We start from the raw sequence: 15,930 nt of genomic DNA, 5'->3' as shown, positions 1-15,930 counted from the left end.
AGGGGTCAGGTATCGGCCGTGATCGGCCCGAGCGCCCGTTCGACGGCCGCCGGCTCGCGATCGATGATGGTCAGCAGGGCGCGGGCCGACTTCTCGGGCGTCCGGCGGTCCTGTTCCCAGTCGCGCACCGCCCCGATCGAGAAGCCGAAGCGCTCGGCGAAGCCGGCCTGGGTGAGTTTCAGGCGGTCGCGGATCGCTTTCACGTCGACCTTCTCCGGAATATGGACCCGATAGCTTTCGGGCGCGGCGCGACCCTCGACGATCTCAAGGACGTCGCCGAGGCCTTCCATGATGCGGTTGAAGTTCTCAGCCATCCGTATGCTCCTCATCCAACGCGACTAGCGTTTCCTGGCCGCGCGCATGGCCGCCTTGATCATGGCGGTCGCGTCGGCCATCGCCTTGACCTCCGTGGCGCTGAAGTTGGTGCGTGAGCCTTTGGCCAGCATCGCCAGCAGAAACACGCGCCCGTCTTCCCCCTCGAAGAACGTCACCGCCCGGTAGCCGCCGCTGCGGCCGCCGCCGGCGCGGGCGAAGCGGAGTTTTCGGCATCCGCCGGAACCAACGATCAGGTCGCCCGAGGTCGGATTTTCCGCCAGGAAGCTCACCAGATCGACGCGCTCGTCATCAGACATGCCTTCGCGCTTGGCTTGAGCGATGAAGCCTGGCGTCTCCACGACGGTATGGCGGCGATCGCCCATGGAAAGAAAGATACGGCAATGCCGTAGTCTGTCAATTGTCGCGCGCCGCCCCGACTGAACGGATCGCCCCTCCGCCCGTTACCTCTCCCTCAAGGGCCAAGCTTTGGGGGAGGGCGCCGGATTGACGTTGCAGCAGGGACTGTCCTTCGCGCTGGTGGGCGCCACGGTGCTTTGCTTCGTCTGGGGCCGCTGGCGCTACGACCTGATCGCCGTCGGCGCCCTGGCCGTCGGCGTGGTCTCGGGCCTGATCCCGGTGAAGAGCGCCTTCGAGGGCTTCTCCAACGACATCGTCATCATCATCGCCAGCGCCCTGGTGCTCAGCGCGGCGGTGTCGCGCTCGGGCATCGTCGACACCCTGATGGCCCCGCTGCTGCCGCGGCTGAAGACCGCCCGCAGCCAGGCGCCGGTGATGGCGGCGATCACCGCGGTGCTGTCGATGGCCACCAAGAACGTCGGGGCCCTGGCCCTGATGATGCCCTCGGCCCTGCGCATGGCCAGGAACACCGGCGTGCCGCCCTCGCGGATCCTGATGCCGATGTCGTTCGGCTCGCTGGTCGGAGGTCTGGCCGTGCTGGTCGGCACCTCGCCCAACATCATCGTCTCCGAAGTGCGGCAGGAGGCGCTGGGCAAGCCCTTCGCCATGTTCGACTTCATGCCCGTCGGCGGGGCGCTGACGGTGATGGCCATCACCTACCTGGCCTTCGCCTACCGACTGCTGCCGGCCGGGCGGACGGCGGCGGTCGACATCGACGCGGCCCTGGCCGCCAACGCCTATGTCACCGAGGTCGAGATCCCCGAGGGCTGGAGCTTCGAGCAGGGCCGGGTCGGCGACCTGAAGCGCGCCGCCGAAGACGCCGTGGCGGTGGTGGCCATCCTGCGCGGCCGCGAGCGGATCGCTTCGCCCCACGTCAACCGCAAGATCCAGCCGGGCGACGTGCTGCTGCTGGAGGGCCAGCAGCAGGCGCTGAACGAGCTGATCCTCAAGGCCCGGCTGCGACTGTCCGACGCCGCTCGCCCCGTGGTGATGGACGAGCCGACCGACGAGGTGCGCGTGGTCGAGGCGGTGATCGGCGCCGAGAGCGACCTGATCGGCAAGACCGCCAAGGGCCTGGCCCTGAACGAGACCTACGGGGTCAACCTGCTGGGCGTCAGCCGGGCCGGCTACCGCATGGCCGGGCGCCTGGCGACCATCCGCATGAAGGCCGGCGACATCCTGGTGCTGCAGGGAAGCGAGCAGCAGTTGCCCGGCGCGCTGCAGGCCCTGGGCTGCCTGCCGCTGGCCGAGCGCGAGGTGCGGCTGGGCGGGGTGCGCCACGCGATCCTGCCCGCCGCCATCCTGGCCGGGGCCATGGTGCTGGTGGCGCTGGGCGTGCTGCCGGTGGCGGCCGGCTTCTTCGCCGCCGCCGTGCTGGTGGTGGCCACCGGCGCCCTGCGCATGCGCGAGGCCTACGCCTCGCTGGAGGGGCCGGTGCTGGTGCTGGTGGCGGCGATGATCCCGGTCAGCGACACCATCCAGAAGAGCGGCGGGACCGACCTGATCGCCGCCTGGCTGTCGGGCGCCTTCGACGGCATGCCGCCCCTGCTGACCCTGACGGCGATGATGGCCGTGGCGATGCTGGCCACGCCCTTCCTCAACAACGCCGCCACCGTACTGATCGTCGCGCCGATCGGGCTGGGGCTCGCCGAGCGCCTGGGCCTCAGCCCCGATCCGTTCCTGATGGCGGTCGCGGTGGGGGCCGGCTGCGACTTCCTCACGCCCGTCGGCCACCAGTGCAACACCCTGGTTCTGGGGCCCGGCGGCTACCGGTTCGGCGACTACGCCCGGCTGGGCGCGCCGCTGTCCCTGCTCATCCTGCTGACGGCCCCGGCCCTGATCGCGCTGGTCTGGCCGCTGGCCGGCCGTTGACGGTTGGGGAAGGCTTGCCGCGCCGCGAAAGCTGTCGTCATAGTCCGGCTACCGCGAGGGCTGACGGGGAGCGTCATGGCGACGGGCACTGTGCTGTGGTTCGACACCGCCAAGGGCTTTGGCGCCATCGCGCCCGACGGCGACGACGGATCCGAGATCCGCGTCAGCGCCGCCGCGGTCGAGCGGGCCGGCCTGCCGCCGCTGGAAGACGGCCAGGCCATCGCCTACGAGCTGGAACGCGACCCGTTCAGCGGCCAGATGGTGGCGGGCAAGCTGCGGGCTTGAGTTCGCCTCACCTCGTCATCCCGGCCGAAGGCTCGCGCAGCGAGCCGTAGAGCCGGGACCCAGGGGCCGCCGCAATGCGCCGGCCGTCGCTGGGCGGCGAACTCATACGCTGAGCCCGGTCCCACTGGGTCCCGGACAAGCGCTGCGCGCTTTCCGGGATGACGATGGGGGATCTACCGCAACTCGAAATAGGCCGTGCCGTCGCCTTCGGTGTGGGCGACGATGGCGATCAGGTGCTCGGTGCCGTCGTCCAGGGTGAGGCGGGCGTCGCCGGCGCGGAAGGCCTGGCGCATGGCTTCGGGCTCGCCGGTCAGGCTGCCCTTGCCGGAGCGGCGGCCCGCGACCCCGTTTGAGACCAGCAGCGAGAAGGCGATCTCCTGGCTGTGGCGGGCGATGGTCAGGGCGCCTTGGCCCGTACGCGGAATGGCTGAACTTTTACGCATGGGAAGGGAACGCCCAGCTTGGCTGTTCGCTCCCTGGTGTCTGGACCTTTCCGTCCGAACACGGCGAAGGTTAGGAACACAAGGGCGTCCGCCGGCGCTTTCAGCGCAGGGCGGTCTGTCGACGAAGGGGAGCCGCATGGCCCGCAAGCCGAACTACAATTTCGAGCGCCAGGAGCGCGAGCGCCAGAAGGCGGCCAAGGCCGCCGAGAAAGCCGCCGACAAGGCTGCGGCCAAGGCCGCCAAGCGGGCCGAGTCTGGCGACAGCGAGGACGAGCCCTCGCCGCAATAGGCGCCTTACTTCTTTTCCGGGTTCCGGACCGACGGGCCGTCCATCTTGGAGGTGTCGGTGTTGATCGCCGGCAGGCCCGCGGGGCGGCCGGTCAGGGTCTCGATCGGATAGACCGTGGCGCACTTGAGCCACTTGCCGGCCCAGGCGCCGCCGCGCGCCTCGCACTTCGCCTTCGGCCAGACCCACAGATAGTGGTAGCCGAACACGCCGACGATGCTGGCGAGGAAGATTCCGATGAAGATGATCTTCAGGCGGTTGATGTTGCGGTTCATGGCGGCGTCTTAAGCACCGGCCGCGCTATGTGGCTAGCCCCATTTCACGGGCCCCATTTCGCGAGGGGAGCGCGCGGTGGCGCAGACGGCTCGCGAAAGGTGTCGTACATTTGTTTGAATGATCCTTGAAAAAGCGCATTACGCTTACGTCAGGGGAAACTTGCAAACCTGGGAGGACGCGCTAAGTCGATTGTCCAAGCAGGGGAAACCTCGAAAGAGAAGCAGCCAGGAGGCGGCGTAGACCGATGAAGGTTCTGGTCCCGGTCAAACGGGTTATCGATTACAACGTGAAGGCTCGGGTGAAAGCCGACCAGACGGGCGTCGACCTGGCGAACGTCAAGATGTCGATGAACCCGTTCTGCGAGATCGCGGTCGAAGAGGCCGTGCGCCTCAAGGAAAAGGGCGCGGCGACCGAAGTCGTCATCGTCTCGATCGGCCCGGCTCAAGCCCAGGAAACCATCCGCACGGCGCTGGCCATGGGCGGCGACCGCGGCATCCTGATCACCAGCGACGCCGACCTCGAGCCGCTGGCCGTGGCCAAGCTGCTCAAGGCCGTGGTGGCCGAGGAACAGCCCGGCCTCGTCCTGATGGGCAAGCAGGCCATCGACGGCGACAACAACGCCGTGGGCCAGATGCTGTCGGCCCTGCTCGACTGGCCGCAGGCGACCTTCGCCTCGGCGGTGGAGATCGCCGGTTCGACCGCCAAGGTCACCCGTGAAGTCGACGGCGGTCTGCAGACCCTCGACGTCGACCTGCCGGCCGTGATCACCGCCGACCTGCGCCTCAACGAGCCGCGCTACGCCAGCCTTCCCAACATCATGAAGGCCAAGAAGAAGGAAATCGCGCAGAAGACCGTCGCCGACTACGGCGTCGACGTCGCTCCGCGCCTGACCGTCGTCAAGGTCACCGAGCCGCCGAAGCGCTCGGCCGGCATCAAGGTCGAGTCCGCCGCCGACCTCGTCTCCAAGCTCACGACCGCGGGGGTGCTGTAATGGCCGTTCTCGTCATCGCCGACAACGACAACGCGCACCTGCGCGACGGCACCAACAAGACCGTCACCGCCGCCCTGAAGCTGTCGGGCGACGTCGACGTGCTGGTCCTGGGCAAGGGCGCGCAGGCCGTGGCCGACGCCGCCGCCAAGATCGCGGGCGTCCGCAAGGTGCTGCTGGCCGAGAGCGACGCCCTGGGTCACGGCATCGCCGAAGCCCAGGCCGACGCCGTCCTGGCGCTCGCGGGCAATTACGACGCGATCCTGGTCCCGGCCACCGCCGGCGGCAAGAACTTCGCCCCGCGCATCGCCGCCAAGCTCGACGTCGCCCCGATCAGCGACGTCATCGAGGTGGTCTCGGCTGACACCTTCGTGCGTCCGATCTACGCCGGCAACGCGCTGGAGACCGTCCAGTCGTCCGACGCCAAGAAGGTGATCACCGTGCGTCCGACCGCCTTCGCGGCGGCGGGTGAAGGCGGTTCGGCCGCCGTCGAGAGCGTCTCGGGCGCCGACGCGGCCAAGACCCGCTTCGTCAGCGAAGAGATGGTCAAGTCGGACCGTCCGGAACTGGCCGCGGCCAAGATCGTCGTCTCGGGCGGCCGCGCCATGGGCTCGGCCGAAGAGTTCCAGGCGGTCATCGAGCCCCTGGCCGACAAGCTGGGCGCCGCCGTCGGCGCCTCGCGCGCGGCGGTCGACGCCGGCTACGCCCCGAACGACTACCAGGTCGGCCAGACCGGCAAGGTCGTCGCCCCGCAGCTCTACATCGCCGTGGGCATCTCGGGCGCCATTCAGCACCTGGCCGGCATGAAGGACTCCAAGGTGATCGTCGCGATCAACAAGGACGCCGACGCGCCGATCTTCCAGGTCGCCGACTACGGCCTGGTCGCCGACTACAAGTCGGCCGTGCCGGACCTGATGAGCGCGCTCACCGCCGCCGGCAAGTAAGGCGTCTCGCTTCGGCGGGAACGGAAGGCCCGGGAGCGATCCCGGGCCTTTTGCTTTTCAGCCGCCAGGCGCCATTGGGACTCCCTCTCTCTAAGAGAGAGGGAGGGGCCCGCCGCCGCAGGCGGTGGGAGGGTGAGTGGTTACGGTCTGGCCGATCGGAGCGCGGACAGGATCTCGTCAGCCGTCCCACCGGGATCGGCCAGGACGCGCTCGTTGTTGAACCTCAAGACCACGTATCCAAGCTGCTCCAACGTAACGGTGCGACGCTCGTCATAGTCTTCGCGGCCCTCGTGAGCAGCACCGTCGAGCTCCACGATCAGCTTGCCCGCCTCGCAGATGAAGTCAGCAAAATAGCGGTCGATCGCGATCTGTCGCATGAACTTGAAGCCTGAGAGGCGGCGGTTGCGGACAAGGGCCCAAAGCGTCTTCTCCGCCAGAGTCTGTTTCTGGCGAAGGCGGCGGGCGTAGGCGGTCCTGTCCATCAGCAAAGCCTGGGCGCTGTGCTCCTGCTTTTTCAATCAAAGGAATTGGGATTTTTCTGTGAGGGCGAAACCGCTCACCCTCCCACCGCTGCGCGGCGGGCCCCTCCCTCTCTCTAAGAGAGAGGGTTTCGTTGGAGGAACTCGCTCCCGTTTTTGATCTATATCTTCCGCAAAACCCCTTATGCGGCGGCCCGGATTTGCCTGTTATCGGGCTTGGGCTTAAGCCGATCCCATGACGCAACAAGCCGACACCCTTTCCGATCTCGACGCCCAGAAGGCCCGCGCCCGGGCCTGGTTCGAGAGCCTGCGCGACCAGATCTGCGCCGCCTTCGAGACCCTTGAGGACGAGGCGCCCGCAGAGCTGTATGGCGACCAGCCCGGCCGCTTCGAGCTGAAGCCGTGGGATCGCCCGGCCGGCGGCGGCGGGGTGATGGGCATGATGCGCGGCCGCCTGTTCGAGAAGGTCGGCGTGCACGTCTCCACCGTGTTCGGGACCTTCCCGCCGGAGATGGCCAAGACCATGCCGGGCGCGGCCGAGGATCCGCGCTTCTTCGCCACCGGCATCAGCCTGATCGCGCACATGACCAATCCGCGCGTGCCGGCCGTGCACATGAACACCCGCTTCATCGCCACCACCAAGGGCTGGTTCGGCGGCGGCGGCGACCTGACCCCGCTGCTGGGCTACCAGCGCCAGCAGGATTTTCCCGACGCGATCGACTTCCACGCCGCCTACCAGCGCGCCTGCGACAAGCACGATCCGGACTGGTACGCCAAGTACAAGGCCTGGTGCGACGAGTACTTCTTCCTGCCCCACCGCAACGAGCCGCGCGGCATCGGCGGTATCTTCTACGACCACCACGACAGCGGCAGTTGGTCCAAGGACTTCGAATTCACCCAGGATGTCGGCCGGGCCTTCCTGGAGATCTATCCGACCCTGGTGCGTCGCCGCATGAACGAGGCCTGGACGCCGGACGAGCGCGAGCAGCAGCTTGTCCAGCGCGGCCGCTACGTCGAGTTCAACCTGCTCTACGACCGCGGCACGATGTTCGGCCTCAAGACCGGCGGCAACACCGAGTCGATCCTCAGCTCCATGCCCCCAGAGGTGAAGTGGCCTTGATCTGATCCTTCTCCCCCTTGCGGGAGAAGGTGTCGGCGAAAGCCGACGGATGAGGGGTCTCTCAGACATCATGCGCCGCGACAGCCTGACCGCTGTCGCGGCGTTTTCGCTTGCGCGACCCCTCACCCGACCCGCTGCGCGGGCCACCCTCTCCCGCAGGGGGAGAGGGGCGAAGCTGCATTGGCAGCCCTCCTTCGCGAACGCCGTTATCCCAAGGTTGCGCCGCCGGGCCTTTCAGCCTTAGCTTGACCGCATGGCTCTCCTGCTCGCCCTCGCCCTGTCCGCAGCCCTCGTCCCGCCGCGCGAGGGGGTCGAGGTGTTCCAGGAGACCATCTTCGGCGAGATCAGCCACCACGACCGTCTCAACAGCGGCGCCCTGGCGGTCAGGTGGTACCGGGCGGCCGGCGGCGACCGTAGTCGGCTGCACGTCGCCGACTTCAAGTGCGACGAGCCGCTCGGACGTCGCACGTGCCAGTTCGCGCTGATCCGCGACGGCGGGCCGGTCGAGCTGCGCGGCAGGGTGGTTCCCGAGCGGCTGAGCTGCTCGGCGCGGTTCCGGCGCGCGGCCCACCCTGCTTCCGGCTATGTCTGGATCATCGAGCGCACGATGCGCCTGCCGCGCGGATCCCATACGGGCACGACGCTGCGCTGCGACCCTGCCTGACCCATGAACGCCCTGCTCGTCCTCGCCTTGTCCGGGGCCTTCGCGGCGCCGCCGGAGGGCGGAGAGGCGTTCTATGCGGGCGTCTGGAGCGACCTTGGCTCCAACGCGCTGATCGGACACGGCAATGTCGCGGCGGTCGACTGGTACTGGGTGGCCGAACACGATCAGCGCCAGATGCACATCGGCGACTTCGTGTGCCGAAAGGCCGGCCGCGAGCACCGCCAATGCCGGTTCACGCTGCTCCGCGACGGCGGGCCGGCGGCGCTGCGCGACAGGATGGTTTCCGACCGGCTGACCTGCTCGGCGCGGTTCCAGCGCGGCGTCGACGGCGCCTGGTACGTCGTGCGCAAGCCCCCGCGCGACGGCGGGCACACGATCACCACGATGCGCTGCAAGGCCGCCTGAGGCGTCCTAGACCGCCAGGCACACCACCTGCGCGACGCGCAGGTCGCGGCGCAGGCCGTCGGCGATGCGGCCGTAGTTGTCGGTGGTGATGGCCTCGCCGGGGGCGAACTCGGGCACGCTGGCGTCGCCGCCGCGGCGGGGCGTGCGGGCGATCAGGGTGCGCATGCTCTCGGGCGCGGTGGTGTAGATGCGGCCGCGACGCGGCGATTCCGCCACGGTCACGCCGATCACGCGGCCGGCGCTGTCCAGGGCCGGAGCGCCCGAAAGGCCCGCGAGCGTGCCCTTCAAGTTGTCGGTGCGGCCGACCTCGGCCCAGACCAGCACCGGCTCGGTGCGGGCGCCGCGCCCGTGGATCACCAGGTTCTCGCGGCCGATCAGGCGCGAGGCCACCTCGCCGGCGTGGCCCTGCGGGAAGCCGGGGTGGAAGGCCCGCATGCCCTTGCGCGGGTCGGCAAGGTTGACCGGCATGGCCGGCGCGCCGCCCTCGGTGGTCAGGATGGCCGCGTCGAAGCGCGGGTCGATGGTCACCCGGGCGGCCACGCCGCGTCCGTCGGCGACCAGGATGGCGGCCTGCTTGCAGCCGTCGACCACGTGGCGGGCGGTCAGCCAGACGCCGTTCTGCCCCACCGAGAAGGCCGTGCCCGAGGCCGGCTCCTGCTTGTCGGGCACCTGCACCACGATCGACGGGTCGAAGGGCGAGGCCGGGCCAAGGGGCACGCCTTCCTCGCCGGGCACCGGCGGCGGCGGCGGAGGCGCGTCGGCGCGCTCCTGGCGGCCGACGGCGACCACCAGGAGGGCGCACACAACGGCGCCGTAGACCAGCCAGTCTGGAAGCTTGGGGAAATGCACGCGCCCCGCTCCGGTTCGTTCCTTTCGCCTCAGCCCGCCACGCCGGCGGCGATGATGATGGCGGTGGCCAGCTTCGCGCCCACCAGCAGGGCGGCGGCCGAGACCTCGCCCTCGTTGATCCGCTCGGGCAGGCCCTTGAGCATCATGTCGGTCAGCCGGAAGACCAAGAGCTGCAGGGCCAGGGTGGCCACGCCCCACAGCAGGATCTCGATCACCGAGGTCGAGGCCGCCAGCGAGGCGGCCAGCGGAATGGCCAGGCCCGTCATCACCCCGCCCAGCGACAGCGCCGCCGCCGCGTTGCCCTCGCGGATCAGCTTGATCTCGCGATGCGGGGTCAGAAGGATGTAGATCGCCGCCCCGGCGATCAGCATCGCCATGGTCACGCCCACATGGGTCAGGGTCGTCAGCAGGCCGTTGGCGAAGGCCTGGATCTCGGGCGACTGGATCTGAGGCATGTTTACGCGACCCCCTTGGACTTGAGGGGCAAGCTCTAACACGGGTTGGCGAGACTTGCGTAGGGGGCTCGCCTTTGGAGCGTCGAACCCTCTCTCCATGAGAGAGGGGAGTTAAGCCGCGTCGTCGGCGTCGTCTTCCAGCATGCCGGCCATGGCCGCCATCGACAGCTTGCGCAGGGCGCTGGCGCGGACCTTCTCGCTCTCGCTCTTCAGTTGGCCGCAGGCGGCGAGGATGTCGCGGCCGCGCGGTGTGCGGATCGGCGAGGAGTAGCCGGCCTTGTTGAGGATCGCCGCGAAGGTCTCGATCGCGCCCCAGTCCGAGCACTCGTACTGGCTGCCCGGCCAGGGGTTGAACGGGATCAGGTTGATCTTGGCGGGGATGCCCTTGATCAGCTTCACGAGGGCGCGGGCCTCGTCGGGGCTGTCGTTGACGCCCTTCAGCATCACGTACTCGAAGGTCACGCGGCGGGCGTTGGACAGCCCCGGATAGGCGCGGATGCCCTCCATCAGCTGGGCGATCGGGTACTTCTTGTTCAGCGGCACCAGCACGTCGCGCAGGTCGTCGTTGGTGGCGTGCAGGCTGATGGCCAGCATGGCCTGGGTCGTATTGCCCAGCTTCTCCAGCATCGGCACGACGCCCGAGGTCGACACCGTGATGCGGCGACGCGAGATGCCGATGCCCTCGTTGTCGCTGATGATCTCGATGGCGTCCGACACCTGGCCCAGGTTGTAGAGCGGCTCGCCCATGCCCATGAACACGATGTTGCTCAGCAGGCGGTCTTCCTTGTCCGACGGCCATTCGGCCAGGTCGTCCTTGGCGATCTGCACCTGGGCGACGATCTCGGCGGTGGTCAGGTTGCGCACCAGCGGCTGGGTGCCGGTGTGGCAGAAGCTGCAGTTCAGCGTGCAGCCGACCTGGCTGGAGACGCACAGCGCCCCCACCCGTCCGACCGACGGAATGTAGACCGTCTCGACCTCGATGCCCGGGGCCATGCGGATCAGCCACTTGCGGGTGCCGTCCTTGGAGACCTGGCGCTCGACCACCTCGGGGCGGGCGATGGTGAAGGTCTCGGCCAGCCGCGCGCGGGTTTCCTTGGCCACGTCGCTCATCTGGGCGAAGTCGGTGACGCCGCGGTGGTGGATCCAGCGGAACACCTGGGTGGCGCGCATCTTGGCCTTGCCGTGCTCGACCACGCCGCTCTCGGTCAGGGCGGCGATCAGCTGCGGGCGGGTCAGGCCCGACAGGTTGACGGGCGGCTTGGCCGCGTCGGCCTTTTCAGCGGGCGCAACGCGGGACAGGTCGAGGGTGACGCTCAAGGGGCGGTCCGGGAAATTCGAGGAATGTGCGGGGTCGAGGCGGGGATATAGCAGATGTGAGGCGGTTTTCCAAAAGCCTGCAGCGATTGGACCCTCTCCCCGAAGGGGGAGGTGTCGGCGAAGCCGACGGAGGGGGAAGTTGCTGATGACTGGCCGCCGCCCTGAAAGCTGAAAACGTCCCCCCTCCGGCCCTCCGGGCCACCTCCCCCAGGAGGGGGAGGGTCCTGATGCGCGACCCTTCCTTCTCCCCCCATCTCCCGCTAAACCGCGCCCATGCCGTTCACCGCCACCGTCATGACCATGTTCCCCGAGGCCTTCCCCGGCCCGCTCGGCGTCTCGATGATCGGGACCGCCTGGAAGGAGGCCGACCTGTGGCGTTTAGAAACACTGGACATTCGCGCCTTTTCCAAGGATAAGCGCGGCTTCCTCGACGACACCCCCGCGGGTGGCGGCGCGGGAGCCGTGCTCAAAGCGGACGTCATCGCCTCTGCGCTGGATAGCCTGGAGCTGGATGGGCGGCCGCTTTTGTACATGAGCGCCCGGGGCAGGCCCCTGACCCAGGCGCGCGTAAGGGAGTGGTCCAAGGCGCCCGGCATCGTGGTGCTGTGCGGCCGCTTCGAGGGGGTGGATCAGCGGGTGCTCGACGCCCGCGGGTTCGAGGAGGTCTCCGTCGGAGACGCGGTTCTCGCCGGTGGCGAGGCGGCGGCGATGGTGGTGATCGAGGCGTGCGTTCGACTTGCCCCGGGTGTTCTGGGGAATATCGAGAGCACGCTGGAAGAAAGCTTCGAGGACGGCCTCCTCGAACATCCGCAGTACACAAGACCGCGGACGTTCGAAGGGCTCGACATCCCCGAGGTGCTGCTGTCGGGCGACCACAAGAAGGTCGACCAGTGGCGGCGCAGTATGCGTGAAGAAACGACCCGCGAGCGGCGTCCCGACCTCTGGGAAAAGCATCTCGCCAATCAACAGGCAAAAGGCGGCCCGAAAACGGGTAAGCCCAAGGAGAAATGATCATGGCGATCAACATCATCGCTCAGCTCGAGCAAGAAGAATCGGCCCGTCTGCTGGCCGTCCGCGCGATCCCGGACTTCCGTCCCGGCGACACCCTGCGCGTCAACGTGAAGATCAAGGAAGGCGAGCGCGAGCGCGTTCAGGCCTACGAAGGCGTCTGCATCGCCCGCGCCGGCGCCGGCGTCCACGAGAGCTTCACCGTCCGCAAGATCTCGTTCGGCGAAGGCGTGGAACGTCTGTTCCCGCTGCTCTCGCCGAGCATCGAAAGCATCGAAGTCAAGCGTCGCGGCGTCGTCCGTCGCGCCAAGCTGTACTACCTGCGCGACCGTCGCGGTAAGTCGGCCCGTATCGCCGAGCGCGTCAACGTCCGCAAGGACGCCGAATAAGCGGCTCGCTCGCTACGGCGGGAAGTTCGAAGGCCTCGGTGGAAACACCGGGGCCTTTTGCTTTTGCGGTTGCCCCTATCCCTGGTTGCGTGCAATTTCAGCGCGAGTTTCGGGAGGGGTCATGCGGCGCATCAAGAAGGCGGCGGCTCTGCTGGCGATCGCGACGCTGGCGGGCGCGACATTGGCGGACGCGACATCGGCCACGGCCGCCCCGCCGGCGACGAGCGACGAGCTGCCCCAGGCGGGCCAGGCGCCCGACCTGCTGGCGCCCAACGGCCTGCGCGGCGGCAGGGTCGACCTCAACGAGATCCGCCTGGTGTTCGCCGGGGGCTATGGCGGCGACTGGATTCGCCGGGCCGACATGAAGCTGGTGCGCACGATCGCCGGCGTGAACTTCTACAAGGTCAGGGGCCGGCTCTATGTCGACCGCGACGGCGACCGGGTTATCGACGCCGGCGCGGTCTATGTGCCCAAGACCGGCCTGGTGCTGGCCGACTGGAACTGCGACGGCCGGGGCGACCAGATGCTGTTCGACATGCGGCCCAGGCCCGAGGGGAGCTGGGGCGATCTGCTCAAGCGCATCCGGGCCGAGGCTTACTCGTCGCGCTGAGACGGACGAGCCGCAGAACGGTCAAGCTTTGTGCATAAGCACGTACCTTGACGAACCGTTGTTCTGTGGCATGATGATTTCACCCTCGCTGTTCAGACACGGCGGGCTTCCAGACCGTCTCCTTTCTAGTGGACGGCCCTCTTCAGGCGGAGCCATCGGCCCCTGGAGTATACAAACGATGCCAGGGCGCGCCGACAGGTCTATGACCGGCGCGCCCTTAGTCGTTCAGGGTTGCGTTCAATGGTCCTCGTTCCTGCCGGGCGGGGACCAAGGCGGCGGTCGCGCTTGCGACCCATTATCGCCTGCGGGGCAAGAAATGTGCGCCTGGACGTTGTTTCGCCGCCCGCTCGGGGCAGGATCGATCGCTGCGTGGCGGTCACACAGCGGATTTTCGGCGTTTCATCGCTTTACGCGCTCGTCCATCGGGCCTAGATGCGGATCGCTATGACCCGCGCAACGAAGACCCTCTACGACAAGATCTGGGACGCCCACGTCGTCAATGAAACCGACGGCGAGGCCATCCTGTACATCGACCTGCACCTGATCCACGAGGTGACCACGCCGCAGGCCTTCGCCGGCCTTCGCGCCGCGCGTCGCCCCGTGCGCCGGCCCGACCGCACGCTCGCCGTGGCCGATCACAACGTGCCGACCGAGAACCAGGCCGCCGGCGTCGACGCCGTGGCCGACGAGGAGGCGCGTCTTCAGCTCCAGACGCTGGGCCGCAACGTCGCCGACAACGGGATCGAGTATTTCCCGATGGGCGACATCCGCAACGGCATCGTCCACGTGGTCGGTCCCGAGCAGGGCCGCACCCAGCCGGGCATGACCATCGTCTGCGGCGACAGCCACACCTCGACCCACGGCGCCTTCGGGGCCCTGGCCCACGGCATCGGCACCTCGGAAGTCGAGCACGTGCTGGCCACCCAGACCCTGCGCCAGAAGAAGGCCAAGAACATGCTGGTCCGCGTCGACGGCCAGCTGGGTCCCGGCGTCACCGCCAAGGACATCGCCCTGGCCGTCATCGGCGAGATCGGCACGGCCGGCGGCACCGGCTACGTCATCGAGTACGCCGGCGAGGCCGTGCGCGGCCTTTCGATGGAGGGCCGCATGACCCTCTGCAACCTGACCATCGAGGGCGGCGCCAAGGCCGGCCTGGTCGCGCCCGACGAGACCACCTTCGCCTATGTCCAGGGCAAGCCCGCCGCGCCGAAGGGCGCAGCCTGGGACATGGCCGTAAGCCACTGGAAGACCTTCTTCTCCGACGACGGCGCCGTCTTCGACCGCACCGTCGTCATCGACGGCGCGGCCCTCGTGCCGATGGTCACCTGGGGCACCAGCCCCGAGGACGTCATCCCGGTCACCGGCAACGTGCCCGAGCCCGAAAGCTTCGGCACGCCCGACAAGCGCGCCGCCGCCCACCGGGCCCTGGAATATATGGGCCTGACCGCCGGCCAGCCGATCAGCGAAGCCAGGATCGACCGCGTCTTCATCGGCTCGTGCACCAACAGCCGCATCGAGGACATGCGCGCGGCCGCCGCCGTGGTGCAGGAAGCCTTCCTGCACGGCCGCATCGTGGCCCCGCACGTCAAGGCGATGGTCGTGCCGGGCTCGGGCCTCGTGAAGGAACAGGCCGAGGCCGAGGGCCTGGACGCCATCTTCAAGGCCGCCGGCTTCGACTGGCGCGAGCCGGGCTGCTCGATGTGCCTGGGGATGAACCCCGACCGCCTGGAGCCGGGCGAGCGCTGCGCCTCGACCAGCAACCGCAACTTCGAGGGCCGTCAGGGCCGCGGCGGCCGCACCCACCTCGTCTCGCCCGCCATGGCGGCGGCGGCGGCGATCGCCGGTCACCTCGTGGACGTGCGGACCCTGCTGTCGTGAGCGCCTTGATCGCCCTGGCCTTGGCCGCGGCGCAGGTCTTCTCGGCGCCGCTCGACCTGCCCAAGATGGCCAGGGTCGAGATGGTGGTGAGCAAGACCCGCGAGGACGTGCGCGGCGGCAAGACCACGCGCGTCACCAGCGAGACCCGCTACGACAAGACCATCGAGACCAGGCCGCAAGGCTATCGGGTCACCCTGAAGCCGACGTCGGTGAAGCTGCCGTCCACGCCCGAGACCGCCAAGGTCGAGGCCGCGATGGGCGACCTGATGAACCGGCCCGTGGTCTATGTCGCCGACGAGGGCCTCAAGCCCTCGACGGTGGAGGACTGGCCCGGCTTCGTGGCCGAGATGCGCAAGTCGATGCTGGCCCTGGCCGGCGACGACAAGGACGTGGCCAAGGCGATGACCTCGGTGGTCGCGATGTTCGAGGGCCTGAGCCCCGAGCAGGCCGCGGGCATCCTCCTGAAGGAGGAGGGGCTGATCTCCCTGCCGATCAATGTCGAGCTCGAGGCCGGCAAGCCGTTCACCTACGAAGAGATGATCGCCAGCCCGATGGGCGGATCGCCCATCAAGTCCAACGGCGCCCTGGCGGTGCAGAAGGTCGAGACCGGCCGCGGCGTGGCCGTGCTGCGCTGGACCCAGACGCTGGATCCCGACTCGATGCGCGCCAGCCTGGCGCTGACGATGCAGAAGCTGATGGCCGGCATGGGCCCCGAGGCCGACCGCCCCGAGGTCAAGGCGATGCTCGCCAAGATGACCTTCGACCGCACCTCGGCCTGCGACTACGAGATCGATCTGAAGTCTGGCCTGCCGGTCAAGACCGACTGCGAAGTCAAGATCACGCTCACCGATCCGGCCACCGGCGAAACCGGCGCCCGTAACGAATACTGGGCCATCACCCAGACCCTGAAGAACTGAGGAGAGGCGCGAA

21 protein-coding genes are annotated in these 15,930 nt (G+C 68.5%); 13 read left to right on the top strand and 8 right to left on the bottom strand.

Translation table 11 applies throughout. The features are described from left to right. Positions 1-5 precede the first annotated feature (5 nt). Positions 6-314, bottom strand: coding sequence for a helix-turn-helix domain-containing protein (locus tag G5B46_RS07900; protein WP_165257484.1), 309 nt, complete (start codon positions 312-314; stop codon positions 6-8). 24 nt (positions 315-338) lie between these two features. Continuing rightward, on the bottom strand, positions 339-698 hold the full coding sequence (locus G5B46_RS07895; RefSeq protein ID WP_165257483.1) for a type II toxin-antitoxin system RelE/ParE family toxin: 360 nt from the start codon (positions 696-698) through the stop codon (positions 339-341). A 121-nt stretch (positions 699-819) separates the two neighbouring features. On the opposite strand from G5B46_RS07895, the gene G5B46_RS07890 reads away from it, so the two are divergent. After that, the gene (locus G5B46_RS07890; protein ID WP_165257482.1) at positions 820-2,604 is read left to right on the top strand and encodes an SLC13 family permease; all 1,785 of its coding nucleotides are present in this window, start codon (positions 820-822) and stop codon (positions 2,602-2,604) included. Positions 2,605-2,679: 75 nt separating this feature from the next. Beyond that, positions 2,680-2,889 (top strand): cold shock domain-containing protein, encoded by a 210-nt coding sequence (locus tag G5B46_RS07885; RefSeq protein WP_165257481.1) that lies wholly within the window; start codon positions 2,680-2,682, stop codon positions 2,887-2,889. Positions 2,890-3,062: 173 nt separating this feature from the next. On the opposite strand, the gene G5B46_RS07880 is transcribed toward G5B46_RS07885, so the two are convergent. Next, positions 3,063-3,332 (bottom strand): hypothetical protein, encoded by a 270-nt coding sequence (locus G5B46_RS07880; RefSeq protein WP_165257480.1) that lies wholly within the window; start codon positions 3,330-3,332, stop codon positions 3,063-3,065. A 136-nt stretch (positions 3,333-3,468) separates the two neighbouring features. On the opposite strand from G5B46_RS07880, the gene G5B46_RS07875 reads away from it, so the two are divergent. Further along, a complete protein-coding gene (locus G5B46_RS07875; RefSeq protein WP_165257478.1) occupies positions 3,469-3,621 on the top strand; it encodes a hypothetical protein in 153 nt (50 codons plus the stop codon). 5 nt (positions 3,622-3,626) lie between these two features. Here the strand turns inward: G5B46_RS07875 and G5B46_RS07870 are convergent, their stop codons facing one another. Continuing rightward, complete coding sequence (locus G5B46_RS07870) at positions 3,627-3,893, bottom strand: hypothetical protein (RefSeq protein WP_165257476.1); 267 nt, start codon at positions 3,891-3,893, stop codon at positions 3,627-3,629. 245 nt (positions 3,894-4,138) lie between these two features. Between G5B46_RS07870 and G5B46_RS07865 the strand changes: the two genes are divergently transcribed. Together G5B46_RS07865 and G5B46_RS07860 are read left to right on the top strand one after the other, a co-directional pair. After that, positions 4,139-4,885, top strand: a complete 747-nt coding sequence (locus G5B46_RS07865; protein WP_165257474.1) for an electron transfer flavoprotein subunit beta/FixA family protein — start codon at positions 4,139-4,141, stop codon at positions 4,883-4,885. Next, positions 4,885-5,826 carry an electron transfer flavoprotein subunit alpha/FixB family protein gene (locus tag G5B46_RS07860; protein ID WP_165257472.1) on the top strand — a complete coding sequence of 314 codons (942 nt, stop codon included), beginning with the start codon at positions 4,885-4,887 and terminating at the stop codon, positions 5,824-5,826. Before G5B46_RS07865 ends, G5B46_RS07860 begins: the two co-directional genes overlap by 1 nt. 140 nt (positions 5,827-5,966) lie before the next feature. Here G5B46_RS07860 and G5B46_RS07855 read toward each other — a convergent pair whose 3' ends face one another. Continuing rightward, a complete protein-coding gene (locus G5B46_RS07855) occupies positions 5,967-6,308 on the bottom strand; it encodes an endonuclease domain-containing protein (RefSeq protein ID WP_165257470.1) in 342 nt (113 codons plus the stop codon). 232 nt (positions 6,309-6,540) lie between these two features. Between G5B46_RS07855 and hemF the strand changes: the two genes are divergently transcribed. From hemF to G5B46_RS07840, 3 genes are all read left to right on the top strand, one after another. Further along, a complete protein-coding gene (hemF, locus tag G5B46_RS07850; RefSeq protein ID WP_165257468.1) occupies positions 6,541-7,425 on the top strand; it encodes an oxygen-dependent coproporphyrinogen oxidase in 885 nt (294 codons plus the stop codon). 253 nt (positions 7,426-7,678) lie between these two features. Further along, a complete protein-coding gene (locus G5B46_RS07845) occupies positions 7,679-8,089 on the top strand; it encodes a hypothetical protein (RefSeq protein ID WP_165257466.1) in 411 nt (136 codons plus the stop codon). A gap of 3 nt (positions 8,090-8,092) precedes the next feature. Next, positions 8,093-8,494, top strand: a complete 402-nt coding sequence (locus G5B46_RS07840) for a hypothetical protein (RefSeq protein ID WP_165257464.1) — start codon at positions 8,093-8,095, stop codon at positions 8,492-8,494. Positions 8,495-8,500: 6 nt separating this feature from the next. On the opposite strand, the gene G5B46_RS07835 is transcribed toward G5B46_RS07840, so the two are convergent. The 3 genes from G5B46_RS07835 to rlmN all read right to left on the bottom strand — a co-directional run bounded on the left by G5B46_RS07835 (position 8,501) and on the right by rlmN (position 11,115). Further along, positions 8,501-9,343, bottom strand: coding sequence for a serine protease (locus G5B46_RS07835; protein ID WP_165257462.1), 843 nt, complete (start codon positions 9,341-9,343; stop codon positions 8,501-8,503). 29 nt (positions 9,344-9,372) lie between these two features. Next, positions 9,373-9,798 carry a DUF350 domain-containing protein gene (locus G5B46_RS07830; protein ID WP_101718505.1) on the bottom strand — a complete coding sequence of 142 codons (426 nt, stop codon included), beginning with the start codon at positions 9,796-9,798 and terminating at the stop codon, positions 9,373-9,375. Between the two features lie 111 nt (positions 9,799-9,909). Continuing rightward, positions 9,910-11,115, bottom strand: coding sequence for a 23S rRNA (adenine(2503)-C(2))-methyltransferase RlmN (rlmN, locus tag G5B46_RS07825; protein ID WP_165257460.1), 1,206 nt, complete (start codon positions 11,113-11,115; stop codon positions 9,910-9,912). Between the two features lie 273 nt (positions 11,116-11,388). Here rlmN and trmD point away from each other — a divergent pair, with 273 nt between their 5' ends. The 5 genes from trmD to G5B46_RS07800 all read left to right on the top strand — a co-directional run bounded on the left by trmD (position 11,389) and on the right by G5B46_RS07800 (position 15,917). Further along, on the top strand, positions 11,389-12,126 hold the full coding sequence (gene trmD / locus G5B46_RS07820; RefSeq protein WP_165257458.1) for a tRNA (guanosine(37)-N1)-methyltransferase TrmD: 738 nt from the start codon (positions 11,389-11,391) through the stop codon (positions 12,124-12,126). Positions 12,127-12,128: 2 nt separating this feature from the next. Then, positions 12,129-12,512, top strand: a complete 384-nt coding sequence (rplS, locus tag G5B46_RS07815; RefSeq protein ID WP_205691526.1) for a 50S ribosomal protein L19 — start codon at positions 12,129-12,131, stop codon at positions 12,510-12,512. A gap of 121 nt (positions 12,513-12,633) precedes the next feature. Beyond that, positions 12,634-13,122, top strand: a complete 489-nt coding sequence (locus tag G5B46_RS07810) for a hypothetical protein (protein ID WP_165257456.1) — start codon at positions 12,634-12,636, stop codon at positions 13,120-13,122. Between the two features lie 444 nt (positions 13,123-13,566). Beyond that, entirely contained in the window at positions 13,567-15,000 is a 1,434-nt protein-coding gene (gene leuC, locus G5B46_RS07805) for a 3-isopropylmalate dehydratase large subunit (protein ID WP_165257454.1), read from the top strand. Then, positions 14,997-15,917 carry a hypothetical protein gene (locus tag G5B46_RS07800; protein WP_165257452.1) on the top strand — a complete coding sequence of 307 codons (921 nt, stop codon included), beginning with the start codon at positions 14,997-14,999 and terminating at the stop codon, positions 15,915-15,917. The genes leuC and G5B46_RS07800 overlap by 4 nt, the downstream gene beginning before the upstream one ends. Positions 15,918-15,930: the final 13 nt, after the last annotated feature.

It is taken from the genome of Caulobacter sp. 602-2 (assembly GCF_011043625.1).
GTDB lineage: Bacteria > Pseudomonadota > Alphaproteobacteria > Caulobacterales > Caulobacteraceae > Caulobacter.
The sequence above is the reverse complement of the archived record's forward strand: the minus strand, read 5'-3'. Positions and strand labels throughout refer to the sequence as shown.

What these genes read in the sequence shown, in the direction of transcription:
- G5B46_RS07900 (WP_165257484.1), bottom strand. Translation starts at nt 314, where the DNA reads ATGGCTGAGAACTTCAACCGCATCATGGAAGGCCTCGGCGACGTCCTT.
- G5B46_RS07895 (WP_165257483.1), bottom strand. Translation starts at nt 698, where the DNA reads ATGGGCGATCGCCGCCATACCGTCGTGGAGACGCCAGGCTTCATCGCT.
- G5B46_RS07885 (WP_165257481.1), top strand. Translation starts at nt 2,680, where the DNA reads ATGGCGACGGGCACTGTGCTGTGGTTCGACACCGCCAAGGGCTTTGGC.
- G5B46_RS07880 (WP_165257480.1), bottom strand. Translation starts at nt 3,332, where the DNA reads ATGCGTAAAAGTTCAGCCATTCCGCGTACGGGCCAAGGCGCCCTGACC.
- G5B46_RS07875 (WP_165257478.1), top strand. Translation starts at nt 3,469, where the DNA reads ATGGCCCGCAAGCCGAACTACAATTTCGAGCGCCAGGAGCGCGAGCGC.
- G5B46_RS07870 (WP_165257476.1), bottom strand. Translation starts at nt 3,893, where the DNA reads ATGAACCGCAACATCAACCGCCTGAAGATCATCTTCATCGGAATCTTC.
- G5B46_RS07865 (WP_165257474.1), top strand. Translation starts at nt 4,139, where the DNA reads ATGAAGGTTCTGGTCCCGGTCAAACGGGTTATCGATTACAACGTGAAG.
- G5B46_RS07860 (WP_165257472.1), top strand. Translation starts at nt 4,885, where the DNA reads ATGGCCGTTCTCGTCATCGCCGACAACGACAACGCGCACCTGCGCGAC.
- G5B46_RS07855 (WP_165257470.1), bottom strand. Translation starts at nt 6,308, where the DNA reads ATGGACAGGACCGCCTACGCCCGCCGCCTTCGCCAGAAACAGACTCTG.
- hemF (WP_165257468.1), top strand. Translation starts at nt 6,541, where the DNA reads ATGACGCAACAAGCCGACACCCTTTCCGATCTCGACGCCCAGAAGGCC.
- G5B46_RS07845 (WP_165257466.1), top strand. Translation starts at nt 7,679, where the DNA reads ATGGCTCTCCTGCTCGCCCTCGCCCTGTCCGCAGCCCTCGTCCCGCCG.
- G5B46_RS07840 (WP_165257464.1), top strand. Translation starts at nt 8,093, where the DNA reads ATGAACGCCCTGCTCGTCCTCGCCTTGTCCGGGGCCTTCGCGGCGCCG.
- G5B46_RS07830 (WP_101718505.1), bottom strand. Translation starts at nt 9,798, where the DNA reads ATGCCTCAGATCCAGTCGCCCGAGATCCAGGCCTTCGCCAACGGCCTG.
- trmD (WP_165257458.1), top strand. Translation starts at nt 11,389, where the DNA reads ATGCCGTTCACCGCCACCGTCATGACCATGTTCCCCGAGGCCTTCCCC.
- rplS (WP_205691526.1), top strand. Translation starts at nt 12,129, where the DNA reads ATGGCGATCAACATCATCGCTCAGCTCGAGCAAGAAGAATCGGCCCGT.
- G5B46_RS07810 (WP_165257456.1), top strand. Translation starts at nt 12,634, where the DNA reads ATGCGGCGCATCAAGAAGGCGGCGGCTCTGCTGGCGATCGCGACGCTG.
- leuC (WP_165257454.1), top strand. Translation starts at nt 13,567, where the DNA reads ATGACCCGCGCAACGAAGACCCTCTACGACAAGATCTGGGACGCCCAC.